This window comes from Sorangium sp. So ce327, assembly GCF_051530205.1.
Lineage (GTDB): Bacteria > Myxococcota_A > Polyangia > Polyangiales > Polyangiaceae > Sorangium > Sorangium cellulosum_B.
This window is the reverse complement of record NZ_CP150330.1, coordinates 6,329,767-6,355,569: the sequence shown is the minus strand read 5'-3', so window position 1 is coordinate 6,355,569 and position 25,803 is coordinate 6,329,767. Positions and strand designations below refer to the sequence as shown.

Annotated in this window: 19 protein-coding genes; 16 read left to right on the top strand and 3 right to left on the bottom strand. The window is 72.5% G+C overall.

Annotated features, from left to right (window positions below; translation table 11 throughout):
• Window positions 1-24: 24 nt before the first annotated feature.
• From WME95_RS23720 to WME95_RS23690, 7 genes are all read left to right on the top strand, one after another.
• Entirely contained in the window at window positions 25-1,101 is a 1,077-nt protein-coding gene (locus tag WME95_RS23720) for a DUF4190 domain-containing protein (RefSeq protein WP_437910712.1), read from the top strand.
• Between the two features lie 56 nt (window positions 1,102-1,157).
• The gene (locus tag WME95_RS23715; protein WP_437910711.1) at window positions 1,158-1,466 is read left to right on the top strand and encodes a hypothetical protein; all 309 of its coding nucleotides are present in this window, start codon (window positions 1,158-1,160) and stop codon (window positions 1,464-1,466) included.
• A 78-nt stretch (window positions 1,467-1,544) separates the two neighbouring features.
• Entirely contained in the window at window positions 1,545-2,642 is a 1,098-nt protein-coding gene (locus WME95_RS23710) for a tetratricopeptide repeat protein (protein ID WP_437910710.1), read from the top strand.
• Complete coding sequence (locus tag WME95_RS23705) at window positions 2,642-3,658, top strand: hypothetical protein (protein ID WP_437910709.1); 1,017 nt, start codon at window positions 2,642-2,644, stop codon at window positions 3,656-3,658. Before WME95_RS23710 ends, WME95_RS23705 begins: the two co-directional genes overlap by 1 nt.
• Before the next feature lie 248 nt (window positions 3,659-3,906).
• The gene (locus WME95_RS23700) at window positions 3,907-5,448 is read left to right on the top strand and encodes a serine/threonine-protein kinase (protein ID WP_437910708.1); all 1,542 of its coding nucleotides are present in this window, start codon (window positions 3,907-3,909) and stop codon (window positions 5,446-5,448) included.
• A 178-nt stretch (window positions 5,449-5,626) separates the two neighbouring features.
• Complete coding sequence (locus WME95_RS23695) at window positions 5,627-10,996, top strand: hypothetical protein (protein WP_437910707.1); 5,370 nt, start codon at window positions 5,627-5,629, stop codon at window positions 10,994-10,996.
• Window positions 10,986-11,984, top strand: coding sequence for a S66 peptidase family protein (locus WME95_RS23690; protein ID WP_437910706.1), 999 nt, complete (start codon window positions 10,986-10,988; stop codon window positions 11,982-11,984). The genes WME95_RS23695 and WME95_RS23690 overlap by 11 nt, the downstream gene beginning before the upstream one ends.
• A gap of 52 nt (window positions 11,985-12,036) precedes the next feature.
• Here WME95_RS23690 and WME95_RS23685 read toward each other — a convergent pair whose 3' ends face one another.
• Window positions 12,037-12,963: a lysophospholipid acyltransferase family protein gene (locus WME95_RS23685; RefSeq protein ID WP_437554969.1), complete on the bottom strand. Its 927-nt coding sequence runs from the start codon at window positions 12,961-12,963 to the stop codon at window positions 12,037-12,039.
• A 99-nt stretch (window positions 12,964-13,062) separates the two neighbouring features.
• On the opposite strand from WME95_RS23685, the gene WME95_RS23680 reads away from it, so the two are divergent.
• The 3 genes from WME95_RS23680 (at window position 13,063) to WME95_RS23670 (ending at window position 16,090) form a co-directional block, all read left to right on the top strand.
• Window positions 13,063-14,028, top strand: coding sequence for an NAD-dependent epimerase/dehydratase family protein (locus WME95_RS23680; RefSeq protein ID WP_012236892.1), 966 nt, complete (start codon window positions 13,063-13,065; stop codon window positions 14,026-14,028).
• An 8-nt stretch (window positions 14,029-14,036) separates the two neighbouring features.
• Window positions 14,037-14,702 (top strand): class I SAM-dependent DNA methyltransferase, encoded by a 666-nt coding sequence (locus WME95_RS23675; protein ID WP_437910705.1) that lies wholly within the window; start codon window positions 14,037-14,039, stop codon window positions 14,700-14,702.
• Between the two features lie 86 nt (window positions 14,703-14,788).
• The gene (locus WME95_RS23670; RefSeq protein WP_437910704.1) at window positions 14,789-16,090 is read left to right on the top strand and encodes a hypothetical protein; all 1,302 of its coding nucleotides are present in this window, start codon (window positions 14,789-14,791) and stop codon (window positions 16,088-16,090) included.
• 255 nt (window positions 16,091-16,345) lie between these two features.
• Here WME95_RS23670 and WME95_RS23665 read toward each other — a convergent pair whose 3' ends face one another.
• Window positions 16,346-17,362, bottom strand: coding sequence for a hypothetical protein (locus WME95_RS23665; RefSeq protein ID WP_437910703.1), 1,017 nt, complete (start codon window positions 17,360-17,362; stop codon window positions 16,346-16,348).
• 30 nt (window positions 17,363-17,392) lie between these two features.
• Window positions 17,393-20,587, bottom strand: a complete 3,195-nt coding sequence (locus WME95_RS23660) for a TonB-dependent receptor (RefSeq protein ID WP_437910702.1) — start codon at window positions 20,585-20,587, stop codon at window positions 17,393-17,395.
• Window positions 20,588-20,853: 266 nt separating this feature from the next.
• Between WME95_RS23660 and WME95_RS23655 the strand changes: the two genes are divergently transcribed.
• The 6 genes from WME95_RS23655 to WME95_RS23630 all read left to right on the top strand — a co-directional run bounded on the left by WME95_RS23655 (window position 20,854) and on the right by WME95_RS23630 (window position 25,784).
• Window positions 20,854-21,642: an energy transducer TonB gene (locus WME95_RS23655; protein WP_437910701.1), complete on the top strand. Its 789-nt coding sequence runs from the start codon at window positions 20,854-20,856 to the stop codon at window positions 21,640-21,642.
• 167 nt (window positions 21,643-21,809) lie between these two features.
• Window positions 21,810-22,526, top strand: coding sequence for a MotA/TolQ/ExbB proton channel family protein (locus WME95_RS23650; RefSeq protein WP_437910700.1), 717 nt, complete (start codon window positions 21,810-21,812; stop codon window positions 22,524-22,526).
• Between the two features lie 111 nt (window positions 22,527-22,637).
• The gene (locus tag WME95_RS23645) at window positions 22,638-23,054 is read left to right on the top strand and encodes an ExbD/TolR family protein (RefSeq protein WP_437554962.1); all 417 of its coding nucleotides are present in this window, start codon (window positions 22,638-22,640) and stop codon (window positions 23,052-23,054) included.
• 5 nt (window positions 23,055-23,059) lie between these two features.
• Entirely contained in the window at window positions 23,060-23,506 is a 447-nt protein-coding gene (locus WME95_RS23640) for an ExbD/TolR family protein (RefSeq protein ID WP_437910699.1), read from the top strand.
• 197 nt (window positions 23,507-23,703) lie between these two features.
• The gene (gene thiC / locus WME95_RS23635; RefSeq protein WP_437911013.1) at window positions 23,704-25,089 is read left to right on the top strand and encodes a phosphomethylpyrimidine synthase ThiC; all 1,386 of its coding nucleotides are present in this window, start codon (window positions 23,704-23,706) and stop codon (window positions 25,087-25,089) included.
• A complete protein-coding gene (locus tag WME95_RS23630) occupies window positions 25,086-25,784 on the top strand; it encodes a thiamine biosynthesis protein (RefSeq protein WP_437910698.1) in 699 nt (232 codons plus the stop codon). Before thiC ends, WME95_RS23630 begins: the two co-directional genes overlap by 4 nt.
• Window positions 25,785-25,803: the final 19 nt, after the last annotated feature.

Genomic DNA, 25,803 nt, shown 5'->3' with positions numbered 1-25,803 from the left:
GCCTCCGGCGCTAGGATGAAGAGCGTGAGCCACGCATTCGGCCCGACTCAGCCACCGCCGAACCGCGATGCGAACGAGCCGCCTGCAGCGCTCAGGGACGCGCAGGCGGGCGCCCTGCCCTGCGAGAGCGAGCCGCCTGCCGGAGTGCCGCCCTGCGACACGGTCGCGGCCCGCGGGCGCGTCGCGCTCGCGCCGGATGCAGCGCAGCCGAGCCGCGCGCGGGCGGCTCGGCTGATCATCCAGGATCCCTACCTCACGCCGCCGCCCCCGCCGGAGCGACGGCAGCTCTCCACGCTGGCCGTGAGCTCGCTCGTCGCGGCGCTGTTCGGGCCGCTCGGGGCGATCGCCGCGATCGCCTTCGGATGGGCGGCTCGCCGCGAGATCGAGCAGGCCCCGGCCGTGCGCAGGGGGTACGCGCTCGCCAGCGTCGGGCTCGCGCTCGGCGTCCTGCTCACCCTCTGCTGGAGCTCCGCGATCGGCTTCGGCGTGTGGATGTGGAGCACCCATCACAGCGGAGAGACGGCCTCCGCCCTCCCGGAGGGGGAGGCCTCGCCGGAGCCGGCGAGCACGGCGTCGCCGTCGATGCCGCTGCCGGAGGCGCCTCCTCCGGCGGTGCAGCCGAGCGGCAGCGTCCCTCAGCACACGACCCACCGGCGCATCGGCGGGGTCTCCATCGTCGATATCGGCGTCGACGTGTCCGTGCTCAGCGAGGAGCTCGCCAAGCAGCGGGCGGAGGCATACGCCCAGGGCGAGAAGGTCCTCGTGATGACGACGAGCGATCCCTGCGAGCCGTGCCGCGGGGTCGACCGCTCGCTCGGCGATCCGCTGATGCAAACGGCCCTCCGGAGCGTGCGGCTCGTGCGCGTGGACATCGATCTCTTCAAGGAGGATCTCGATCAGATCAAGGTGCCGCGGCGGCTCTATCCGGGCTTCTTCCTGCTCTCGCCGGATCTTTCGCCGCAGGACGGGATCAACGGCGGCGAGTGGGACGACGACATCGCGCGCAACATCGCGCCCGTGCTGGGGGCGTTCGTGCGGGGCCAGTACACGACCCGCCGGCAGCCGTGGAACCCGCTGCCCGGCTCGGGCATGCGGCTCTGAGCCGGGTCGCGCGCGGCGACGAGCCCCTCGCGCGCCGGACAGGGTAAGCTCCGGCTGTGAAGCGCTTTGGCCAGCTCGCCCTCTTCGCCCTCTGCGTCGCGTTCAGCGTCTCGGCGGTCTACAACGTCGTCTCCGACAACGCCGACGTCGAACGGAGGGCGGCGCTCGTCGCGTGCGGCGAGGACGGCGCCGCGAGCGCGCCGGAGCGGCGCCGCGCGAGCGAGGGCTGCAGAGCGCAGATGACGCGGCTGGAGCGGACGCCGTTCGGCCAGACCTTCGAGTTCACCACGGCGAAGCGCGCCGTGGGCGTCAGGTGCGAGCGGGCGCTCGTGTTCGCCGGCGAGTACAGCTGCAAGCTCAGGTGATCGCCGGGGCGGCGGCCTTCACCCCGCCCGCCGCAAGACGCCGTTATCCGCGCGGAAGTTACGCTATGGTGGGCGGCCGTGACGAGCCCCACAGCGCGCTTGCCTCGCTCGATCCGCCCCGAGGCCGGGCGCATCGTCGTGTGCTTCGCCTCCGCGGTCGCAGCCGCCGCGGCGGTCGCCCACGGCGCGCCGCCGGCGCTGGCGGCGCAGGTGCCCGCGCCGGAGCCGCTCAGCGCGCCTGCGGTCGCGCCCGCCGCCCCGCCCGCGCAGCCGCCGCAGGACGTCGGGCCGAGCTCTCTTGCCCCGCCGCCGCAGGGCGTCGGGCCGAGCCCTCCGGCCCCGCCGCCGCTCTCGCGAGACGAGGAGGAGAAGCGGCTCCGCATCGAGCGAGCGACGGCGCTGCACGACGAGGCGCAGCGGCGCTACCAGCGCGGCGAGTACCGCGCGGCCATCGCGAAGCTGGAGGCCGCCGTGGCGCTCGATCCCGAGGGCAAAGAGCTCATCTACAACCTGGCGATGATCCACGAGCGGCTTGGCGAGATCGACGAGGCCGAGCGCTACTACCGCCGCTACCTCGACATGGAGGCGCTCCCGAAGGCGCGTGAGGAGGTGCATGCGGTCCTCAAGCGGCTCAAGGGCGCGAAGCGAGAGCTCGCCAGCGCGAAGCCGCCGCCGTCCGCGCCCGCGAAGGCCGCCTCGGTCTCCACGGCGCTGCCGTATTTGCCGCGCTTGCCGCGCCATCCCGTCGCGGTCGGCATCGCGACGCCGCGCGCGACCTGGCTCGGCGTCAGCGGGGGCATCGCCGCGGGGTCGCTCGTGGTCGGCGGCGTCTTCGCCGCGCTCGCCCTGGCGCGGGATCCCGGCGCCGGCGAGCGCACCGGGGCCGGCGTCTCCATCGCCGACCTGCAGGCCGACGCGAGCGCCGCCCACCGGTGCGCCGTCGCCGCAGACGTCGCCTTGCTGGTCGCCGGGCTCTCCGGGGCAGCGGCGCTCTACCTGTACCTGGCTCCGGGGGCTCCCGCGGCGAGCCCGGCCGCTCGCGGGGCCTCGGCCGTCGGTTCGCGCTCGCTGACGCCGGGGCAGGATCGCCGTCTCCCTCGCGGCGCCGGTGCAGGGGCGCAGGGGATCCGCCTGTCGCTGGGCGCCGAGGGGGCCCGGCTCCGGGTGCAGTTCTGATGCGCCCCAGCGCCGCGCGGCGCAGGCTGCTCCGCGGGCTCGCCGCGCTCGTGTCGCTCGGCGCCGGGTGCGAGGTCCTCGTCGACGGCACGCTGGGTCCGGTGCACTGCACGGACGAGGGCGCGCTCGGGCCGCCGGCGTGCCCCGAGGGCGCCGTTTGCAGGGACGGCGCCTGCGCCGAGCAGCAGCTGGAGCGCGCGCTGGGCGCGCGCTGCGCGCGGGACGAGGACTGCGGCGCGCTCGATTTCTGCCTCGATCCCGCGCTGTTCGACGTCGAGGGGCCGCGCGTCTGCTCGCGCGCCTGCTGCAGCTCGAGCGACTGCGGTCCTGCCCGGGATGCGGTCTGCTGGATCCCCGACGGCGGGGGGAGCGGCCTCTGTCGCGTCGGCCGGGAGGTCGGGCGGCCCGACGTGGGCGCGGGGCTCTCCGGCGCGCCTTGCGCCGCGCCCGGCGACTGCCGATCGGGCATCTGCGACGACGGCGCCTGCGTCGACGCCTGCTGCTCCGACACCGGCTGCGCGACGAACGGGGCGGCGTGCCGGCTCACGACGGGCCTCGTCTCGTCCGGTCCGGCCTGGGCGTGCCAGGCCGCCGCCTTGGGGGATGGAGGCTACTTCGAGCCGTGTGCTGGGGACGAGGACTGCGCGTCCGGGCTCTGCGCCGAGGTTGAAGGGAGCGGCCGCTGCACCATCCCGTGCTGTGGCTCGGAGATGTGCCCGGACACGCCCGGCGAGGTGAGGCAGCGCGTCGGCTGCGCCGAGCTCGCGATCGACGGACGCTCGACCGTCCGCGCGTGCATCACGCTGCTGTCCGGGGACAGCCACGCGGCCGTCGGCGTTCCGTGCACCACGCCCGAGGACTGTCGGAGTGGTATGTGCATCAAGGATCCTGAACAAACGCAGCGATTCTGTAGCGACGTCTGCTGCAGCGATGCGTCCTGCGGCGACGCCGCGTTCTTCGGGTGCCACCCGCGAGCGACAGGCGAGTCGTGGGCCTTGCGATGCGAGCCCAAGTAACGGACGATCCCCCCATCGCGGTGGTAGTTCGTGCAGCTGACGGCCAGTTCCCAGCCAGCGCCCCCGGGTCGCCCGGCGAGCCCAGCAGGGCCATGGCGCTGATTTGCCCGCGCTGCCACCACCTCGGGGCCGTCGCGCTGGAGGGGAGGAGCTCGTCCAGCCAGCTTCCGTCTCCCGCCGGCGAGCGTGGCTCCCAGGACGGCCAGAGCGCGAGGCTACCTCGTTGCCCCCACGACGGGCTGGCCCTCGTGAGCCGCGAGGTGCTCGGCGAGGCCGACGGAGATCCGTTCCTGGGGATCACGATCGCGGATCGGTTCGTGATCGTGGGCAAGCTCGGCGCCGGCTCGATGGGCACGGTGTACCGCGCGCGCCAGGAGGCGATGGGCCGCGACGTGGCCATCAAGATACTGCGGTCGGACAGGGCCTTCGACGCGCAGGCGAAGGCGCGCTTCACCCGCGAAGCGCGCGCGATGAGCCTCCTCAGGTCGCCGTACACGGTCACCGTGTTCGATTTCGGCGAGGTCGTGGACGACGCGACGGACGCGGCCTTCGGCCGTGGTCGCTCCGCGGAGCAGAGCTCGCCCGGGGAGGGGACGACGTCGAGCAGCGGCTCCCTCTACCTCGCGATGGAGCTGCTCGAGGGCGAGTCGCTCGGTCAGCGGCTCAAGCGCCTGCGGCGGCTGCGCGTGGGCGACGCCGCCCGCTTCGCGCGGCACGCGCTCCTGTCGCTGGCCGAGGCGCACGACAAGGGGATCATCCACAGGGACCTCAAGCCGGACAACCTGTTCCTGGCGAGGCCCCCCGCGGGCGAGCACGAGGAGATCTGCAAGGTGCTCGATTTCGGCATCGCGAAGGTGATGACCGGGACAGAGCGGCCGGTCGACGCCCTCGAGACCCAGGCAGGCACCGTCTTCGGGACGCCGCGGTACATGTCGCCGGAACAGGCGCAGGGCAGGCCGCTCGACGCGCGGAGCGACCTCTACTCGCTCGGCGTCCTGCTCTATCAGATGCTGGTCGGGAGGCCGCCGTTCATCGACGACGATGCGGTCGTCGTGATGGCGAGGCACATCACGTCGTCGCCCGTGCCGGCGAGCGAGGCCGCGCCGGACGCCAGGATCCCGCCGTCGCTCTCGCAGCTCCTGCAGCGCGCCCTCGCCAAGCGGCCCGAGGAGCGGCCGCGGAGCGCCCAGGCGTTCATCGCCGAGCTCGATCGCGCGATGGACGAGGCCAGGCCGAGCCTCGACCGCGAGCGCCTCGGCCCGGCTCAGCCCGCCGAGGTCGGCGCCACGAGCGAGCTGCTCGCGGTCGTGGGCGACGGCGAAGGCGCCGCGCAGGCGCCGAGCACGCTGCGTCGCGCGCCGCGGAGGCGCACGTCGCGCGTGGCCGTCGGCGCCGGCGCCCTGTCCCTGATCGTCATGGCGCTCGCCGTGCGCGAGCTCCGCCGGCCTGCTGCGGACGGCAGCGCGCGCAGCCTTCAGAAAGGGGTAGCGCTGGAAGCGAGGGCACTCGCGAGCGCGGTCTCGCGCGTCGACCCGCCGCCCGCCGTGCCGACGGCGCCGCCGCCGCCCGCCGAGCCGACGGCGCCGCCGCCCGCCGACGCGCCGATGGCGCCGCCGCCCGCCGCGCCGACGGCGCTGCCGCCCGCCGCGCCGACAGCGCCGGCGCTGCCGCCCGCCGCGCCGCCCGCGGGTGTTGCCAGCGCGGCGCCCGCGCCCACGGGCGTACCATCGGCGTCGACACCGAGGCGAAAGCCAGCGCAGCAGCGCAAGCCGTATGTGAAATTCGACTGATGACGGCACGCGCGCGGCACCGCTGCGCAAGGCCGACGTGGGCCCCCGAAGGCCCGCTCTTCCATGGAGTCCCGTCGCGCGAGAGGCAGCGGCGTCCGATCGCGAAGGACGCCGAGAGTCGCTGTACGAGCCGGAGGCTAACGTGTAACTTCGCCGCGCACCGATGGATCCCCGTGAGATGGAAACGCTCGTCCAGCGGCTCGTCACGAATCCGCATGACGGGGAAGCCCTGGCGTATGCTCACCGAGCCGGGGAGCAGGACCCACGCTCGTACGCCATGCTGCTCGAGCGCGTCGGCAGCTCCACCGCAGATCCATCGTACGCGGCGCACTGGCTGAGCGAGGCCGCGAACGTGTGGTCGACCACCATCGGCGACGCGCACCACGCCGCGCGGACGCTCATGATCGCCATCGACAAGGATCCGACGCAGCGGACCGCGGCGGAGCGGCTGGCGCAGCTCTACCGCGACAAGGGCGATCAGAAGGCGCTCGTCGCGCTCCTGGAGCGGCTCGTCAAGGCGCTCACGCCGCTGCTCTTCGAGCGGCCCGAGGTGCGCGCGCAGGTCTCGACCCTGCACGAGGAGCTCGGCCGGCTGTGGAGCGAGCCGCCGCTCTCGCGGCCGGAGCGCGCCCTCGAGAACTGGCGCCGCCTGGCGGAGCTCGATCCGCACAACGTCTATGCCATCTACGCGGCCCGCGAGATGCTGAAGGCCCAGCAGCAGTACGCCGAGGCGATCCCGTACTTCGCGATGGAGCAGGCGCTCGTCGACGACCCGGATCGGCGGCTCGCCCTGCTGCGCGACGAGGCCGACATCCGGCGCCGCGCCGGCGATCTCGCGGGCTCCACCGTGGCGCTGCGGAACGCGCGCGCGTTCGTGCCGCACGACGTGGGGCTCGTCCAGGCGCTCGGCGTCGCCATCGTCGACCGCATCGAGGCGGGCGAGCCGGTGCCGCAGCCAGAGCGCGACGAGGCCGCGGAGCTCTTCGTGGCGCTCGCGGAGACGTACGACGGGGAGTACGGCTACTCGTACTCGGTGTACGCCCTCCGCGCGGCGCCGGGGCACGATCGCGCGATGCAGCTCGCCGACCATTACGGGAAGCAGCTGGGCCGCATCGCGGAGCTCCGCCCGCGCTACCTCGCCTACCTCCAGGTCAACCCGAACGGGTTCATGGCCCCCGAGGCGCGCAAGCGGGCGTCCGTGCCGCCGCCCCCGCGGCTGCCGTCGGCGCCGCCGCCGCCCCTGGGCGTGGCTGCCGCGCCAGCGCACCGGTCGTCGGTGCCGCCCAGCGCGGGTGCCGCCCATGCGCACGCGTCCGTGCCACCCTCGGGCGTCCTCTCGTCGCCGGCTGCCGCCGGCCTGGTCGAGCCGGGGGTGGCCGCGTTCGCGCCGGCGTCTTCGTTCGCTCCCGCGCCGGGGTCGACGGCGCCGGACACGCTGGCTTCGCCCGTGGATGACGCGGCGCCGGCCTCCGGGGGGGCGTACGGCCTGGCCGGCGCCGCGCCGGCGCCCGATGCCTTCGGCGGCTCGGCCCCCTCGGAGGCGCTGCAGCCGCCGAGGGAGGAGCCGGCCGAGCTCCGCAAGCCGCTGACGCTCGCCAAGCTCCGCGAGGTGCTCAAGGGCGAGCCGGCCAACCCGGACGTGCTCGCGCAGGTCGAGGAGCAGCTGCGCCAGAAGCGGATGTTCGTCGAGCTGCGGGACGTCCTGCTCGCGGCGGCGCGCGTCCCCGAGGCGCCCGTCGAGCGCAGGAAGGCGCAGCTGCGCGACGTCGCCGGGCTGTGCGAGGCGCAGCTGCGCGACGTCGACTCGGCGGTCCAGGCCTGGAAGCTGCTCTCCGAGCTCGATCCCGGGGACGCGCAGGCCCAGGCCGAGCTGAGGCGGCTGCTCGAGCAGAGCTCGCGGTGGGATGACCTCGCCGCGCTCCTCGAGCACGACGCCGCCGCGACGCCCGACGTCGCGCAGAGGGTCGAGATCGAGAAGGCGCTCGTCGTGCTCCACGAGCAGAAGCGCCGCGACCCCATCGCGGCCGCGGAGGCGTGGGTGCGGATCGCGGGCCTCACGCCCGACGACGGCGCGGCGCTCCTGTCCGCCGTCAAGCTCTTCGAGCGCGGCGAGCGCTTCGATCTCGCGGCGCGGGTCCTCGCCGACGCGACGTCCTGGTTCAAGGGGAAGCTGAACCACGGGCCGCTCCTTCAGAAGCTCGGCGAGCTCCGGATGCGGCTCGATGAGCCGGGCGCCGCGGGCGACGCCTACGGCCAGGCCGCCGAGCTGCTGCGCCAACCGAGGCTGTGGGAGCTCGCGCAGAAGGCCTACGTCGCCGCGGGGCGGCTCGCCGAGGCGGCGAGGGCGCTCTGCGAGCGCGCGCTGCTCGCGGACCGCAAGGCGCGCCCGGCGCTCCTCGTCCAGGCCGCCGAGCTGCTCCTCAGCGCCGGGGACGTCGACGGCGCGCTCGACCGCGTCGAGCGCGCCGTCGAGATCGATCCGGCGACCGACGCTGCCCCCGCGATAGAGGATCTCTACCGGCGCGCCCATCGGTGGCCCGAGCTCGTGCGGTTCCTCCTGAGCCGGGCCGAGGTGCTCGGCGACAGGGCGGAGCGCGTCGCGGCGCGGCGAGCCGCGGCGGCCCTGCAGCGCGAGCTCGGCGATCGCGACGGGGAGCGCGCGACGCTCACGCTCCTGCTCGCCGACGGCGATGACGCCGAGGCCATCGAGCGGCTGGCCCAGGACGCAGGCGAGCGTGGCGATCACCAGCAGGGCGCGGAGCTCCTCCGCAAGCTCGGCGATCTGACGGACAGCGAGCCCGGCAAGATCTCGCTCGCCCTGCGCGAGGCGCGCATGCTCGCGGAGGGCCCCGGCGACCTCGAGGCCGCGATCGCGCGCTACGAGGCGGTCGTGGCGACGCTCGATCCGCAGAACCGGATCGCGCTGCAGGGGATCGCCGACCTGGAGGAGCGGCGCGGCAACCCGAGGGGGGTCGCGGGCGCGCTCGAGCGTGAGCTCGTGCTCGTGTACGGCCACGACCAGGTCGACATCGCGCAGCGGCTCGCGGCGCTGTACGAGGGCCCGCTCGACGATCCGCGCGGCGCCGTCCGGGCGCTCGAGATCGTCCACGCCGTCGAGCCGGACGACCTCGACGCGGTCGCCCGGCTCCTGCGGCTCGCCGAGCGGCTGAACGACTGGCCGAAGGTCGCGCGCCTGATGGCGATCCTGATCGAGATGGAGGGCGACGACGACGAGGCGTCGCAGATGACCCGGCGCCTCGCCGAGATCCTCGACCAGCAGCTGGGCAAGAGCGACGAGGCGCTGGCGCTCCTGGAGCGGCTCGCCGATCAGGGCGACGAGCCGTGCCGAGAGGTGTACGTCGCGCTCGGCGATCGGCACGGGTGGAAGGGGATCGTCGCGACCAAGCTGGTCGCCTGGAACGAGTCGGTCGCGCGCGCGGGGCGCGAGGTCGCCCTGCGCGGCGCCTTCGAGCGGTTCGTGGAGGTCGGTCGCCAGAAGGACGCCGCGCGCGTGGCGATGGAGCTCGCGCGCTCCCGCACCGCCGACGCCGGTCTCGCGGAGAAGCTCGAGGCGATCGCGGTGGAGCTCCAGGATCGCGAGGCCCTCACCGTCGCGCACGAGCTCCTCGCCAGAGATCTCTCCGGCGTGGCCCGGGCGGCCGAGCTCGTGCGGCAGGCCGAGGTCCGGGTCTCCGTCGGCGCCGATCCGCTGGAGTCGATCCACCACGGCGAGGGCGCGCTCGCGAGCGTGCCGACCGCCGAGGTCGAGCCGCTGCTCCAGCGGCTCGCGGCGCTGGCCGAGGCCCCGGGCCTCATCATCGACCTCTTCGAGCGCCAGGTGAGCCGGTGCCGCACGCCGGCCGATCGCCTCGCGGCGCTCGTCCGCGCCGCCCAGATCGCCTGCGAGCGCGGCGCCACCGACCGGGCGAGGAGCTTCTTCGAGCTGGCCCTCGGCGGCGGCGTCCAGGAAGAGACGATCGCCACGCTCGAGCAGGTGGCGCGGGACGACGACGAGCGGTCGCGGTCGACGGCGCTGCGCGCGATCCTCGCCGAGGCGCTCGCGGCCGGCGGCCAGGGCTCGCGCGACGGCGGCCGCACCCGGGCGGCGCTCCTGCGCCGCGCGGCCACGATCGCCTACAAGGATCTCGGCGACGTCGACCGCGCCTTCGGCTGGCTGGGCGGCGCGGTGCTCACGCAGGTCGACGACGCTTCGCTCGACGCGCTGGAGGCCCTCGGGCGTGAGGTGGGCGACCTGCCCCGCGTCGGCGCGACGCTGGACCGCGCGCTGGACGAGGTCTTTGACGGCCCGCTCGTGCGCAAGCTCCTGCAGCGTCGCGCCAGGCTGCGGCGCGACGTGCTCGGCGACCGGCAGGGCGCCGCGGCGGATCTGAAGAAGCTTCACGATCTGTCGCCCTCGGATCAGGACGTGATGAACGACCTGTCGGGTCTCCTGCTGGAGCTCGGCGATCACCGCGGCATGATCCAGCTCTACGAGGACCAGATCCTCCGCGGCCGCGATCCGGCGCAGCGGGCGGAGCTCGCGCGCAAGGTGGCGCGCCTCTGGGAGGAGGAGCTCGGCGAAGCGCGCGAGGCGGCGGACGCCTGGCGCCGCGTCCTCCGCATGAAGGCGGGCGATCCGGACGCGACCGCGGGCCTCGAGCGGGCCAAGACCGGCAAGCTCAAGCGCACCCCGCCGCCTCCTTCGCTGCCGACGCGCGCGCCGGGCCCGCCGCTGACCGAGCCGCCGCTCGCGCCCCGGGCGCCGGCGCTCGAGACGCTCGGCCTCGAGGCCGGCGCGGTGGCGGCGGCGAGCAACGGCTACGCGGCCTCCGAGGCGCACGAGGGCTCCGAGGCGCACGAGGGCTCCGAGGCGCACGAGGGCTCCGAGGCGCAGCCGGTTGCGGAGGCGCAGCCGGCGGCGGAGGCGCAGCCGGTTGAGGCGTACCCGGTGGCAGAGGCGTACCCGGCGGCAGAGGCGTACCCGGCGGCAGAGGCGTACCCGGCGGCAGAGGCGTACCCCGCGGCAGAGGCGTACCCCGCGGCAGAGGCGTACCCGGCGGCGGAGGCGTACCCGGCGGCGGAGGCGCTGTCGGCTCCCCAGGCGCAGCCGGCGGACGCCGCCGCCTCGCAAGCGCTGCCGGTCGAGCCGGAGCAGCAGGTCTGGGCCTACGGCGTCGCTGCGCACGCCGACGCGGGCAGCGGCGCTGCCCATGGCGATGTGGTTCTGCGCGAGGGGCAGAGGCTCCCTCTGGATAGCGCCACCCAGGTCCTCCACGTCGCTCCGGCTGCGTATTCCGATGCGCCAGCCGCTCCCGCGCAGTGGTCGGAGTTCGACGCGCACGCAGGGCCCCCGACGCTCGGCGACGTCGACAACGGCGACGCCCATCGAGCGCACGATGAGGCGCCCCTCTCGGCCCCTGTGCTGCCCGTCGCGCCCGCTGCCCCCACGGCGCCAGTCGTGCCGCCCTTGCCTGGCTCCGACGCGATCGACGTCGACACGGATGCGGAAGACGTGGAGTTGATCGACGACGACCCTGGTGCTCGCTAGCTCTCGCCCGCCGATCCTGCCCCCGGCGCTCCGGCCGGGCGATACCGTCGCGGTGATCGCCCCTTCCAGCCCGTTCGAGCACGTCCTCGCGCGGGTCGGCATCGGCTGGCTCGCCCAGCGCTACCGCGTCCTCTTCGACGCGGGCGAGGGGCCTCCGCCTCCGTTCGACGGCGACGGTGATGGCCGGCGCGGCGCCCCGCCATCGCTGTCGGCGCCCTCCCATCACGGGCTGTTCGCGCGGGCCGGGTACCTGGCCGGCAGCGACGCCCGGCGCAGCGACGAGCTCGCCCGCGCGCTCTCGCACCCCGACGTCAGGGCCATCTTCGCGGCCCGCGGCGGCTACGGTGCGAACCGGTTCGTCCACCGGCTCGACTGGAGCGCCCTCGCTGCGCACCCCCGCTGGATCGTCGGCTTCTCCGACGTCACGGCCCTCCACGTCGAGGCAGCGCGCGCGGGCGTGGCGTCGCTCCATGGCATCCATGTCACCGCGCTCGGGCGCGGCGACGCCCGCGCCCGCGCCGCGCTGATCCGCGCCCTCGAAGATCCGCTGGGTGAGCGCCGCTTCGACGGCCTCACCACGCTGCGTGCCGGGGTGGCCGAGGGGCCGCTCTTCGGCGGCAACCTGGCCCTGCTCCACGCCTGCGCCGCCGCGGGGCGGCTCCGGGTCCCGGAGGGGTGCGTCCTCCTGCTCGAGGACGTCACCGAGCGGCCCTACCGCATCGATCGCATGCTCGCGACGCTCGAGGTCGGCGGCCACCTCGCCCCGGCCGCGGCGGTGGTCCTCGGCGACTTCGATCAATGCGCACCAGGCCCCGACGGCATCACGGTGGACGAGGTCCTCCGCGACAGGCTGCTCCCGCTGGGCATCCCCGTCGTCGCCGGGCTGCCGATCGGCCACGGCCATCGCAACGAGCCCGCCATCCTCGGCGGCCTCGCGCGCGTCCTCGCGCACGGCCCCGACGCCGCGGTCACGCTGGCGGGCGCCTGAGCGCCCGCGCGGTCACGCGATCACGCGGTCACGCGATCACGCGGTCACGCGATCACCAGAAGACGCTCTTCCGCTCCTTCAGGCCGCGGTTCAGCATCGACTGGATCCGACCCTTCACGAGCGCCACCTTCTCCTGGATCACCGCGTCGTCGTCGTCGGGGTCGCCGTGGAACGTCATCGGCTCGCCGAAGTAGATCCGGTATCGGGTCGGCAGCGGCATCTGGCCGCCAGGGAGCAGGAGCTGTGGGATGATCGGGAACGTCGGCATGCCGAGCGCCTTCGAGACCGACTCGAGGTTGCCGAGCGAGATGTACTGTTCCTCGCCCCCGATGACCGCGATGGGCACGATCGGCGTGTCGGTCTCGAGCGCGAGCCGCATGAACCCGAGCCCGAAGTCGAGCAGCTGATAGCGGCTGGAGAACCCCTTCGAGATCCCCTTCGTCCCCTCCGGGAACACCAGGATCGCCGCGCCCATGTCGAGCAGCCGGCGCGCGTTCTCGGGGACGCCGACCACCTGGCCCACGCGCGAGAAGAAGGTCGCCACGAACGGCAGCGTCTGCGTCCACTTCTCGACCATGCTCCGCATCACGCGCGGCGGCTCCGCGTCCAGGAACAGCGAGGCCGCGATGAGCATGCCGTCGAACGGGAGCTGGCCCGAGTGGTTCGCGATGAGGAGCACACGGCCGGGCGGGACGCGCTCGATGCCGAACACCTCGGTCCGGAAATAGAAGCGATGAAAGAACGCGGCGACCCCGACCGCGTACTTCGCCCACTCCCGGTCGAGCCCGAACGGGTCGACCCCGTCCGCCGCGTGAGGCAGCGCGACCCGGCGCAGACGGTCCTCGAAGTCCTGACCGAGCAGCCGGATGGTCGCGTCGTCGATCGTGCCGCGCAGGCTGTCGACCCCGACGCGCGCCAGCGGCAGCGCGCTGTGGGTGACGAAGTGGCTCAGCCTGGCGAGCGTCGTTCTGCTGGCCATGAGCGGCGGACGATAGCAAAACTCGCGTGGGCCTGCACCGGCACGAAGGGCTTGACCATCGGCCTCCTCGAAGCGACCGTCGCTCCGATGAGCGAACGAATGCTCGGTCGAGGCCGCCGTCCCGCCGCGGACACCGATCCGTCCCTCCGGTCCATCCTCATCACCGGCATCTGTGGTCGCCTCGGGCGGCGCCTGGCGCGGCGCCTCCACCGCGAGCGGCGCGTGATCGGCGTCGACCGGCGCAGCTTCGAGGGGCGCCCCAAGGACATCGAGCATCACCAGATCGACATCCGCCGCAAGAAGACCCAGGACATCTTCCGGCAGGAGCAGCTCGCCGCGGTGGTCCACCTCGGGGTCATGCACGATCCGCGGGTGAGCCAGATGGAGCACCACAGCTGGAACCTCGCCGGGTTCCAGCGGCTGCTCGAGTTCGTCGCGCAGTACGACGTGCCCAAGCTCATCGTGCTGTCGAGCGCGAACGCCTACGGGCCGCGCCCCGACAACCCGCAGTTCATCACCGAGGACGCCCCGCTGCTCGGCGGCGCGTCGTTCAGCGAGATCCGCGACCTCATCGAGGTCGACATGCTGGCGCAGTCGTTCTTCTGGAAGCACCCCCAGACCGAGACGGTCATCCTCAGGCCGGTCCACATCCTCGGCTCCGTGCGGAACGCGCCGTCGAACTACCTCCGGCTCAACGTGATCCCGACCCTCCTCGGCTTCGACCCGATGGTGCAGGTCATTCACCAGGACGACGTGGTCTCCGCGATCCTCGCGGCGCTCCGCCCCGGCGTGCGCGGGATCTTCAACCTCGCCGGGCCCGCGCCGCTGCCGCTCTCGCGCGTCATCGAGATGACCGGCCGGGCGCGCGCGGCGATCCCCCACTTCGTCATGCAGACGATCATCCCGCGGCTCTGGCGGTTCAGGGCGACCTCGTTCCCGGCCCCCGAGCTCGATCACATCCGCTACGTGTGCATGGTCGACGATCGGCGGGCGCGCGACATCCTCGGCTACACGCACGAGCACGACATCCAGGAGACCGTCCAGGCGGTCGACGACATCACCTGAAAGGCGTCATGAAGCGAGCGACCCGGATCGAGCGGCTCGTCGACTACTACGAGGACTTCGCGCCCGACTACGTCTCCACCTGGAAAGACATCCAGCACTACGAGAAGCCCGTGCGCGCGTTCCTGCGCGAGGTGGTCGCTGACGGCGCCCGCGTGCTCGACGCGGGCTGCGGCCCGGGCCACCTCACGCGCGATCTCCCGCCGTCCGTGGAGGTCGTGGGCTTCGACATCGCCGAGGGGATGCTCGAGATCGCGCGCAAGAAGCGGCCCCACGGCGCCTATCACCGGCACGACTACCACCTCCCGATCCCCCGCTCCTGGGGGCGGTTCGACGTCGCCCTCGCGCTCGGCACCCTCGAGTTCTGCGACGATCTCTCGCTCGTGCTCAAGAACCTGGCCGGCGCGATGCGCCCCGGCGGCCGCCTGCTGGTGAGCATCGTCGAGCGCAGGCCGAACGTCCGGCTCCACGAGCGCCACGCGCGCCCGCTCTCCGACGCCGAGCTGACCGGCGTGAAGATGTATCTTTACACCTTCGCCGAGCAGACGGACGCCATCCTGGGTTCTGGCCTCCTCCCGCGCAGCTACCGGCTCCACCCCGGCTGGCGACACACCGAGTACGACGTCGACGTGCTCTACGCGCTCTGGGACCTCGAGGTCTCACGCGGCGGCCGGTGATCACCCTGGGCAGCGCGGCGAGCCTTTCCGCGCCGGGCTGTCCAGGGTATCTCGTGGAGAGTCGTGGAGAGGAGAGCCACGGTTCGATGGACGTGAAGCTCGGCGGCACCTTCCTGACCTGCGCGATGGGGCCGCTGCACCACGCCGGCGCGTGCATGCAGGCGAGGCGGGTGCCGGAGGGGCTCCGCGAGCTGGCGCCGGAGGGGCTCCTCGGAGGCTTCCAGCGCGGCGTCGATCAGGCCGCGAAGCTCGCGGGCGTGCGCCGGGAGGACGTCGAGCGCCTCCTCCCGATGGCCGACGTGCGCGAGGCCATCGAGCGGCTCGGCGACAGCCAGTCCGAGGCGCTCGTCGCCTGGGATGTCTACGCCGGGCGCATCGGCGGGCTGCTCGAGGGCGTCGCCGAGGTGACCGACCACGGTCGGGCCCCCGACGCCGGCATGTGGCTCGAGCGGCTGGCGAACAAGGTCCGGCGCGATCGCCCGTTCGCGGAGCCGCTCCAGGTGCTCGCCGAGGACATCGCGCAATGGCAGGCGATGATCGGCCGCTGCCGCAAGCTGCTCGACGAGAGCGGCGGCGGCGCGCTGGCCAAGGCGTATCGCCGGCGGAGGCTCCGCAGGATCGCGTCGATCGTCGTGTCGGCGCTCGTCATCGTCGCGGCGCTCTCGGTGATCGTGCGGCTCCGCGCCGCCCGCGCGCGCGTCGACGCGGTCCTGGAGCGCCCGGAGGTGTGCGCGGTCCGCGACATCGCGGAGGACGATCTCGGCCGCGCGGCGAGCGAGCAGCAGCGGCGCGTGGCCGCGCGGCTCGAGCAGTGCGCCGCGGTGGAGGCCCGCGAGGCGCACGAGCGCGAGGAGCGGCTGCGCGCCGAGGAGAGGGCCCGCGAGGAGCAGCGGCTGCGCGCGGAGCGCGACGAGAAGTGCGCCGCGCTCGCCGTGCGGTTCAAGGCGGGGGCGTTCTCGGACGACGACGGCAAGATCGCCGGCGTGGAGAAGGATCTGCTCCGGCGGATCGCGGGGCGGAGGCTCCTCGCCACCGACGTCGGGCCGGTCGGTCCGGCGCTGCCGTGCGAGGGCGCGCGCGGCGGCGACGAGCTGCGCGCGGCCTTCGCGGACGCCCTGGTCGCGTCGGTCTGGACGTGGGCGCCGGCCGCCGATCCCGGCCCGAAGCTCGGTGATTTGCTCGTGGCGCGGCGCGCGGAGCTGCCCCCCCGCGCGCAGACGATGCTGGGGGTCCGGACTGGATACGAGTCCAAGCGGGCCATCGTATCGGGCGATCCGGCGGCGCTCGGGCGGGCGTCGCGCCTGTGCGCGCTCACGGTGAAGCTCGAGATCGCGAGCGGGGCCGGCTGCGCGGCGCTGGCGAGGCTGGCCGCCAAGCCCGCGCCGTGAGCCGGCGGTCCGAGGGATCGCGGCGTGAGCTTCGCTGATCTCGGGGCCGCCGGTCGGGCGCGTCGTCGCGGACGCGCATCACCGCTCGCTCGACCATCGACCATCGACGGCGCTGCGCGGAGAACGGGGGCTCTTCGAGCCCGCCGCCTTCGGACGACCAGGGATGCGCCTGGGCGATGACGTTTTACGGGAGGTGAGGGGAGAGGGGCCGGAGGAGCGCAGGCGGGGCGATGGGCGCCCCGTCCGCCAGGTTGCCTACTTCAGGGCGGGGATGGAGTCCGCGTCGAGCACGCACAGGCCCGCGCCAGCGTCGCACTTCACCTTGAGCTCCGGGGAGATGCGAGGATCCACGCAGAGAGCTTCATCGACCTTGTCCGTGGGGATCGGAGCGCCTCCGGGCTCGGGATTCGGGGCGTAGACCCGACAATCGATCGCCGGCCAGACTCCGACGACCTTGTACGTCGCCGAGCAGCTCTCCTCCGAGTAGGTGACCTCTGCCTCGAATTGATTGCCGAGGTTGGCGGCTGTCACGTACACGCGCATGTTGCGCCACTCGAGCTTGTGCGATCCCAGCGCCACCGGCGGTACGCCGCCGCCTTCCCCACCGCCGCCCTCGCCCGCACCGCCACCGTCGCCGGCACCACCGGCTCCGCCAGCGCCGCCTTCCCCGGCGCCACCAGCACCACCGGCTCCGCCAGCGCCGCCTTCCCCGGCGCCACCGGCACCGCCAGCGCCGCCCTCGCCGGCACCACCGGCTCCGCCAGCGCCGCCCTCGCCGGCACCACCGGCACCGCCCTCGCCGGCGCCGCCCTCGCCGCCGGCGCCGCCCTCGCCGCCGGGCAGCAACACCACCTCGGCGGGATCGAACGTCGGAACCGTGCAGATCTCATTGTCATCCGGTTCGCGCGCCGTGAAGGCACCGATCGCGAACGGGTTCAGATCCGGGTTCGGGTCGATCGCGGCGCCGCCGCGGTACCAAGTGCCGAATTCCAGGGTCTGGATCGCGACGCGCTTCGGGTCCGCGTCGGGGAGCTGGTCGCCATTCTCGTCCCGATCGTACACCTGCATCCCGGCCAGCTCGACAGTCCCGTCCTTCCGAGCACAGGGGCCCTCGGCATCCCCGTCGATCCGGGTGAACTTCGCTGCGAACGGGGACGCAAGGGCGCCGCCGACCGTGCACTCGGGCTTGGGCTGCGAGCAGCCCGGAGACATCGCCGCGAGCGGTGAGAGCGCCGCGAGCCCTGCCATCCAAACAAGCCATCGCTTCTTCATCGCTTGCATCCTTTCCCGCGCGCGCCGCGCCTAGAACGTCACCCGCGCGCCGAACCGGAACTGCCGCGGTGTCTGGAACTGCGTCGGCTCGCCGTAGTTCGGGTTCACGGCCTTGGGATCGAGCGGCTCGCCGGTGTTGTGGTTCTTCACGCACGTCGTGCCGCTGCTCGGGTTCAGATCTTCCTTCGTTCCACCGACGCAGGGGTCGACGGACTCGGCCGTGTAGCGCTGGTCCACCTGGACGGTCTCCTGGAAGTTGAAGAGGTTGAAGACATCCATGGTGACGGTGAGCTCGCTGTCCTTCGCGAGCTTGACCGAATAGCCGATGTGACCGTCGATGTTGTGGATCCAGGGGAGGCGGCCGCCCTCGCCTCGAGGCAGGACGAACGTCTCGTCGGGGCCATACAGGTAGTGCGCTCCCCAGGTGTCGATGGGGGCGCCGGAGCGGGACCTGTACGTGAGGCCGAGGTCGAGGACCATTCCCTTCGGGAGCTCGATCGCCTTCGCGCCGTAGATCTTGATCTCGTGCGTGTTGTCGCCGGGCAGGGCCCCATCGCGGTTGACGAGGAGCGACGCGAGATCGAACTCCGTGTTGATGTTCGGATCGAGCTGGTCGGTCTCGGGCTTGAAGAGGCCCGGATAGTTGCCTCGCAGGTACGACAGCGTATAGCTCACCTGGGCGAGCCACAGGTCGGAGAAGGTCTTGTTGAAATAGAGGGTCAGCGCGTCGTAGTCGCGCCTCGCCTCCGGGAAGTCCTTGGCGATCCCCTTCCCGGGGTTGCCGAGGAAGTAGGTGTTCGCCTCGTCTCGGCTCATGTCCTCGATGACGTTGTTCATCCAGCGCTTCGTGTACATCGCGCCGACACGCCCGTTCGGGAGGATCTCGTATTCGCCGCCGAGCACGAGCTCGTCGGACGACTGGGGCTCGATGTCCGGATCCACCGGGGACTTGCCGCCGCCGAACGTGAACCAGTTCTTGTTCGGGTCGTGGTTCAAGGCCCCCGGGGCGCCGAAGGCCTCGTCGAGCGGAACCCGGTTGTCGTCACTCCGGCACTGCCCTGCGCCATAACCCGTCGCGTCCTCGGGATTTCCAGGGTTACAGCCGCTGGCACCCCCGCGGTGGAAGGAGCGGGTGTACCGCTCGTTGCCGAACGCACGATCCAGCATGTCGAGGGGGACGCTCTCGTAATACCGCGCGTAGTTCGCGAACACCTTCGACCGGCCCTCCTGCGTGATGTCGTAGACGACGCCCACGCGCGGAGACCACTGGTTCGCGAGCGCCAGCCCGAGCGCGCCGTCGCTCGCGTACAGGTACTGCGCGTCGTAGCGCACGCCGATGTTCAACGTCACCCGGTCGAGGATGCTCCAGCTGTCCTGTGCGAAGGCGCCGATCGTCGCGCCGAGCGACGACACCGTGAGCTTGTCCTGGATCACATAGTCCCTGGCGCCCGGGCCGGTCGACAGGCCGTCCGGGCCGGTCAGGAAGCCGAATTGTCGCTCGTCATGGGAGGCTTCCCACTCTCCCTCCTCCACGTAGGTGGTGCCGCCCGCGTACGCCTTGATGTGCTTGTAGGTCGTGATCTCTCCGTCGATGCCGGCCTTGACCACGTGGTGCCCGAGCCCCTCGAAGATGCTCGTCACCATCGCCTTCAGCTGGAAGCGGTTGAGCGCGGCGTCGTCGATGAAGTCGGGGCCGCCTTGCCAGTACTGGCGCACCGCGCAGGGCACCGCGGCGATCTCGCCGGTCTGCGTCCTCAGCGGCTTGCACATGGCCCGGGCCTCGGGCGAGAGCTTCTCGAAATCGTCGATCGAGTACGGGTTCGGGGAGTACCGCTGCCAGACCATGAGGGGCACGCCCGCCAGGCCCTCGCGCGTCCCGAGCTCCGAGCCGTCCGGGGGCAGCCGCGCGCTCCGCTGGTTGTGCCAGCCGAGGGTCGCGTCGAGGAGCAGGGTCTTGTTCTTGAACGCAGACGACCACTTCAGCGCGACGTCGGTGGACGACGCCACGTACTCGTGCGCCATCGCGCCGTACTCGCCGATGATGTTGGAGAGCTCGGTCACGCCCTGCTGCGGGTCGAACCCGAACGTGCCATTGCCGCCCGAGGTGGAGGGCGAGCCGTAGACGGAGAGCGCGACGCTGTGGTCCGGATCGATCTGGTAGGTCAGCTTCCCGAGGTACTGCAGCGTCTGCTCCTCGGCGCGGTAGAAGCGCTGCGTCCCCGGCAGCCGGTCGACGACGTTGAGCCCGGTCGCGCGATCCGTCACCGGCTCGAACGTGGTGGGGTCGTAGCGCGTGGCGAACAGGTTGCGCTCCATCGAGTAGCTCTTGAACGCGAGATCCGCGCCCGCGTAGAACCAGAGCTTGTCCTTCAGGATGGGGCCGCCGACCTCGAACCCGTAGTCGCGGATCGACGACAGGGTCTCGTCCGTCTGGATGGTCTCGCCCTGGCGACGGACCGCCTTGGGCGCGCCCTCGAGGATGCCGGGCGTGATGTTGAAGAAGACCGAGCCCTGGAACGCGTTGCCGCCGCTCTTCGTGACGACATCGAGGACGCCCCCGGTCGCGCGGCCGAACTCGGGCATGTACCCGCCGGCGATCACGTTGACCTCCTTGATGAACTCCATCGTGAGCGGCGTGCCGACGATCCCGTAGGCCGGGTCGTTCACCGACAGGCCGTCGATCACGTACTGGTTCTCGGGGGAGGAGGTGCCGGCGATGGACGTGCCGAACTCGTCGGCCTGCGCCCCGGGGACGGTCGCGGCGACCGACTCGAAGGAGCGGGTCGTTGCGCCCTTCCCCGTGGGGGGCGAGACGGCGATGCGCCGGGTGAAGTCCTGGGTGATGCTCTGGCTCACGCTGCTCGAGCCGACGTCGACCGTCGGCGCGCGGCCGACAACGACGATCTCCGCCGCCTTGAGCGCCTCCGGGAGCAGCTCGACGTTGACGCGGATGGTCGTCGCGGCGCGGACCGCGATCCCGCCGCGCGCGTACGGCTTGAACGCGTCCTTTTCGAAGCGCAGTGTGTAGTCGCCCGGCGGCAGGTTCGGGATACGGTACTGGCCAGTGCCGTCCGTGACGACCAGCTGCTCCCCTTGCAGCGCTGGCGATGTCGCCGTCACGACCACATCGGCGGCCGGCGCCCTGTTCGACGCGTCGACTACCCGCCCGAGGAGCACACCGCTGCCCGTCTGCGCGAACGCAGGGTACGCCGTCAACAAAGTCATCGCGAGCAGCAGCAACGCCGCCCACGGCCCCAACGGCGCACGTGAGCGCCCTCCGTGTTCCAGCCTCTTTTCGAGAAACTTCACGGAATTCCCTCCAGAAGTGTATGCCCCTCGAGTCCTTCCTTACCCTAGACAGGAATCGCGCCAGACAATAGACTTTTTTGTAGGACTCGCTCGCTTGTACACTCCGGGTAGGCGCCGCACGCTTCCATACGTCGCGGCTTCTCTACCTCGATCGGCTCGAGTCCTAGGAGTTACGACCCCTCATGTTCGACTCGGTACTCGGTCGCGCTACCGCCACCCAGGGGCGGCTAGGGACGGGGACAGCGCTCTCCATCGTCGCCCACGTGGCGATCGCGGGCGCCATCCTCTGGCAGGCCACGCGCCCCCGAACCGAGAAGCCGAAGGACGTCGAGGTCACATTTTTCGCCCCGGCGCCGCCGCCCCCTCCGCCGCCGCCACCGCCGCCTCCGGGCGGCGGCGCGAAGCGCCCGCCGAAGGTGGAGCGCATCGAGCAGCCGAAGCCCGTCAAGACGCCTGACACCATCTACGACATGCCGCAGAAGCCCAAGGCCAAGGCGCCTGAGCCAGCGCCAAAGCCGGAGCCGGTCAAGGAGGATGCGCCGGAGCAGCCGGGCGGCGTCGAGGGTGGAGTCCAGGGCGGCGTTCAGGGGGGCACCGTCGGCGGCGAGGTCGGCGGGCAGATGGGCGGTCAGCTGGGCGGCAAAGTCGGCGGCCAGGTGGGCAGCACGGCGCCGCCGCAGAACGTGGTGCTGGCGTTCGGCGCCGGGATGACCCGCCCTTCGAAGATCGCGGGGCGCGACCCGCAGTACACGCGCGAGGCGCTCGCCGCGCGCGTCGAGGGGCTCGCGATTGTCAAGTGCATCATCAAGCTGGACGGCTCGCTGAGCGGCTGCCGGATGGCCAAGTCGCTTCCTCACATGGATCGGGCGATCCTCGATGCGCTCGCGACGCATCGCTACACCCCCGTCATGTATCAGGGGCGTCCGGTCTCGGTGGACTACGTGTTCCCCATACGGCTCAAGCTCCCTTGACGTCCGGACGCGCAGGGGTGTTATTGAACCGCTGGAGCACGTAGTAGAGAAGGGTACGGGTAGGTCCGCGCTGCGGTGCTGTCGAGTCCGCTCGGTGTCCAGCAGAGGGGCTGTTCCAGCATAGCCAGAACCATCACGCCACATGGGGCGCCGGGAGGCGCGAGACGATGCAATTCACGTTGATCGAGCTGTGGGGCCACATGGGGCTCTTCGCGAAGCTGATTGTCTTCGCGCTGGCCATCATGTCCGTTGCGTCGCTGATCGTCCTGGGCGAGCGCATCGTCGTGTCGTTCCTGTCGCGCGCCGCCTCCCGCGCGTTCGCGGCGCGGGTCGGGCCGATGCTCGCCCGAGGCGAGCTCGAGGGGGCCTGGACCGCCGCGCAGCCGGGCGGGGAGAGCGGCTATCTCGGGCGCGTCATCGGCGCCGGGCTCGCCGCTTATGCCTCGAGCACGCCGTCGCGGCTGCCGGCGCAGGGGCACGAGCGCGACGGCGTGTTCGAGTCGGTCTCGCGGGCGCTCGAGCGGCAGGCGCAGCGCGAGGTGCTCAGCCTGAAGCGAGGTTATGGCCTGCTCGCTACGGTCGGATCCACGGCGCCGTTCGTCGGGCTGCTCGGGACGGTCATGGGCATCGTGACGGCGTTCCAGCAGATGGCGGCCGCTGGCTCCGGCGGCCTCGGCACCGTCTCGGCGGGTATCGCCGAGGCGCTCATCACGACCGCCTTCGGGCTGATCGTCGCGATCCCGGCTGTCATGGGCTACAACTATCTCCAGGGTTGGATCGAAGCCCGGGCGATCGACATCGCGGAGTCGTCGAACGAGCTCCTCGACGTCGTGGCGAAGCGGCTCGACGGGCGCCTCGCGCCGGCCGCCGAAGAGGCTGCTTGACAGGGGACCCGCGCGACACCGCGCGCGCCTCTCCGCGGAGCGCGGCGCCCGGCGCCTCACGCCCGCGGCGCGGCGGGCGGTGACGCGCCCAGCAGGGAAGCGAGCGTTCCGATGGGGATGGGTGTCGGCCCGCAGAGGGGCCCCAAGAGCGAGATCAACGTCACGCCGCTCGTCGACGTCGTCCTCGTCCTGCTCATCATCTTCATGGTCGTCACGCCGATGCTCCAGCGCGGCAAGGACGTGAAGCTGCCGCAGGCCGCGAAGGTGGACGAGGAGAAGAAGGAGGTGGACCCGCTGATCCTCTCCGTGACGCTGGAGAAGACGGTGTGGGTCGAGAACGACAGATACGATGACGCCGGGCTCGCCGAGCGGCTCTCGCGCGAGTTCGCGGCGCAGCCGGGGCGCAAGGTGCTCGTCAAGGGGGACCAGCGCCTCTCGTTCGGCGACGTCCGCAGGGTGATGGAGACGGCGCGCAAGTCGGGCGCGAAGAGCGTCTCGCTGGCGGTCGAGGAGCTGAAGGGGAGATAGCGGCGATGAGCGCGAAGAGGAAGTTCGTCATCAAGCCGGCGGTGCCCCTGAACTCCGACATCAACGTGACGCCGCTCGTCGACGTCGTGCTGGTGCTGCTCATCATCTTCATGGTCGTGACGCCGCTGCTCGAGAAGGACATCGGCGTGCGCGTGCCGGACACCGAGCAGGTCAAGCAGGACACCCCGCCGCCGCCCGACCAGCTCGTCGTCCGGGTGAGCGCGCAGGGCGAGCTGCGGGTGAACGACGAGCCGGTCGAGCGCGCCGAGCTCGTGGGCAAGCTCAGGCCGCTGCTCGAGCGCTACAGCAGGCCTCAGGACAGGATCGTCTTCGTCGTCGCCGACGACGGCGCCGTCTACGGCACCGTCGTGGAGGTGCTCGACGGCGCGAAGGCCGCCGGCGCCCAGACGCTCGGCATGATGACCGAGCTCCCCGAAGCGCCGCCTCCCTGACAGCGGCGCGCGCGTGGACAGCGGCGCGCGCGTGGACAGCGGCGCGCTCGCGGCGAGCGCTGGGCGAGCGCTGGGCGAGCGCTGGTGGAGGCGCGTTCTCTCGCCGACTCTAGGTCGGGCGGCCAGGCGCGACGCGGCGCTTGCGTCGCGCGCGGTCGCGACCTAAACCGCCCACCTCGAAAGCGAGGTCGTCGATGTTGCGGTCCGAATGGGTGAGCAAGCGCGCCGGGAGCCCGAACCAGAGCCAGATGCACTTCGCGAGGAAGGGCGTCGTCACGGAGGAGATGGAGTACGTCGCCCGCCGTGAGAAGCTCTCGCCCGAGCTCATCCGCAGCGAGGTCGCGCGCGGCCGGATGATCATCCCCGCGAACAAGAACCACCTGAACCTCGAGCCGATGTGCATCGGCATCGCGTCGCTCTGCAAGGTGAACGCGAACATCGGCAACAGCCAGACCACGAGCGACGTGAGCGGCGAGCTGGAGAAGCTGCGCTACGCCGTCAAGTACGGCGCAGACACGGTGATGGACCTGTCGACCGGGGGCGACATCGACGGCATCCGCCGCGCGATCATCGCGGACTCCCCTGTGCCGATCGGGACGGTGCCGATCTACCAGGCGCTCGAGGCGTGCAAGGGCACCGCCAAGATGACGGCCGCGGACCTCATCGACATGCTCGAGCACCAGGCGAAGCAGGGGGTCGATTACTTCACGATCCACGCGGGCGTGCTGCTCGAGCACCTGCCGCTCGTGAAGGGCCGGATCACCGGCATCGTCTCGCGCGGCGGCTCGATCATGGCGCAGTGGATGATCGAGCACCACAAGCAGAACCCGTTCTACACCCATTGGGACAAGGTGCTCGAGGTCTGCGCCAAGTACGACGTCACGATCTCGGCGGGCGACGGCCTCCGCCCCGGCTGCCTCCACGACGCCAGCGACGCGGCCCAGTTCGCCGAGCTGAAGACGCTCGGCGAGCTCACGAAGCGCGCCTGGGAGAAGGACGTGCAGGTGATGATCGAGGGCCCCGGGCACGTGCCGTTCGACCAGATCGCGATGAACGTGCAGAAGGAGATGGAGCTCTGTCACGAGGCGCCGTTCTACGTGCTCGGCCCGCTCGTCACCGACTTCGCGCCTGGTTATGACCACATCACGAGCTGCATCGGCGCCACGATGGCCGGCTTCGCGGGCGCCGCGATGCTCTGCTACGTGACGCCGAAGGAGCACCTCGGCCTGCCGAACCCCGAGGACGTCAAGCAGGGCCTCATCGCCTACAAGATCGCGGCCCACGCCGCGGACGTGGCGCGGAAGCGCCCGGGCGCGCGGGATCGCGACGACGCGCTGAGCCGCGCCCGCTACGCCTTCGACTGGAAGCAGCAGTTCGCGCTCTCGCTCGATCCGGAGACGGCCCAGGCGATGCACGACGAGACGCTCCCCCAGGAGTACTTCAAGACCTCGGAGTTCTGCTCGATGTGCGGGCCGAAGTTCTGCTCGATGCACATCAACCGGGTGGTCGACGAGTACAACGCGCGGCAGGAGCCCGAGAACGCGCCCACGAAGCGGTCGCTCTCGATCCTCGATCAGCCGTGAAGCAGGGGAGGGGCCGCGAGGGCGTCCGCCGCGCGCGGCGGAGGGGGCCTGTCGCGGCGCGCCTCGCGCTCGTCGCGCGCCTCGCGCTCGTCCTGCTCGCGCCCCTCGGCTGTCGCCGCGAGCAGGGGAGCGCCCCTCGCGACGCTGCGTCGCCCGCCTCGGCCGCCGCCTCGCCCTCCGTGGCGCCGCGCCCGCCGAGCCCTCGGCTCACCGATCCCCGCTGGCGCCTCGCCGCGGGGGACGACCCGCTGGACTGCGCCCGGCTGGCCGAGGCCGAGGGCGCCTCCGGCCTCCTCGCCGCGCTCGACGACGGCGGCGACATCGCGCTCACGGCCCTGCGGGCGCTGCCGTACGCCGATGACGCCGACCTGGCGCTCGGGCCGCTCGCCGAGCGCGCCCGCGCGGCGTCCGGGCCGTCGCTCCCGCCGCTGCTCGAGGCGCTCCTCGGGATCGCCGGGCGGCCGCCGCGCCCGCGCGAGCCGCTCGACCCGGACGGGGCGCGCGGCGCGGCCGCGGCCCTGGTCGAGCTGGCGGGCCGGCGCGACCTCCCCTCGGACCAGCGCGCGCTCGCGATCTCGGCGGCGCGCGCGCTGGCCGAGCGGGGGCTCGTCGATCCTCTCCGTATTCCGGCAGATCTGGATCCCGAGGGCTCCGTCGCGGGCGCCGCGGGAGGCCCGGCGGCGCCGCGTCCCTGACGTCCCGCGCGGCGGTCCC

Bases quoted from the DNA above. Each gene is read 5' to 3' on its own strand.
- WME95_RS23695 (WP_437910707.1), top strand. From the start codon at position 5,627: ATGGAAACGCTCGTCCAGCGGCTCGTCACGAATCCGCATGACGGGGAA.
- WME95_RS23705 (WP_437910709.1), top strand. From the start codon at position 2,642: ATGCGCCCCAGCGCCGCGCGGCGCAGGCTGCTCCGCGGGCTCGCCGCG.
- WME95_RS23660 (WP_437910702.1), bottom strand. From the start codon at position 20,587: ATGACTTTGTTGACGGCGTACCCTGCGTTCGCGCAGACGGGCAGCGGT.
- WME95_RS23685 (WP_437554969.1), bottom strand. From the start codon at position 12,963: ATGGCCAGCAGAACGACGCTCGCCAGGCTGAGCCACTTCGTCACCCAC.
- WME95_RS23640 (WP_437910699.1), top strand. From the start codon at position 23,060: ATGAGCGCGAAGAGGAAGTTCGTCATCAAGCCGGCGGTGCCCCTGAAC.
- WME95_RS23670 (WP_437910704.1), top strand. From the start codon at position 14,789: ATGGACGTGAAGCTCGGCGGCACCTTCCTGACCTGCGCGATGGGGCCG.
- WME95_RS23645 (WP_437554962.1), top strand. From the start codon at position 22,638: ATGGGGATGGGTGTCGGCCCGCAGAGGGGCCCCAAGAGCGAGATCAAC.
- WME95_RS23665 (WP_437910703.1), bottom strand. From the start codon at position 17,362: ATGAAGAAGCGATGGCTTGTTTGGATGGCAGGGCTCGCGGCGCTCTCA.
- WME95_RS23655 (WP_437910701.1), top strand. From the start codon at position 20,854: ATGTTCGACTCGGTACTCGGTCGCGCTACCGCCACCCAGGGGCGGCTA.
- WME95_RS23675 (WP_437910705.1), top strand. From the start codon at position 14,037: ATGAAGCGAGCGACCCGGATCGAGCGGCTCGTCGACTACTACGAGGAC.
- WME95_RS23650 (WP_437910700.1), top strand. From the start codon at position 21,810: ATGCAATTCACGTTGATCGAGCTGTGGGGCCACATGGGGCTCTTCGCG.
- WME95_RS23680 (WP_012236892.1), top strand. From the start codon at position 13,063: ATGCTCGGTCGAGGCCGCCGTCCCGCCGCGGACACCGATCCGTCCCTC.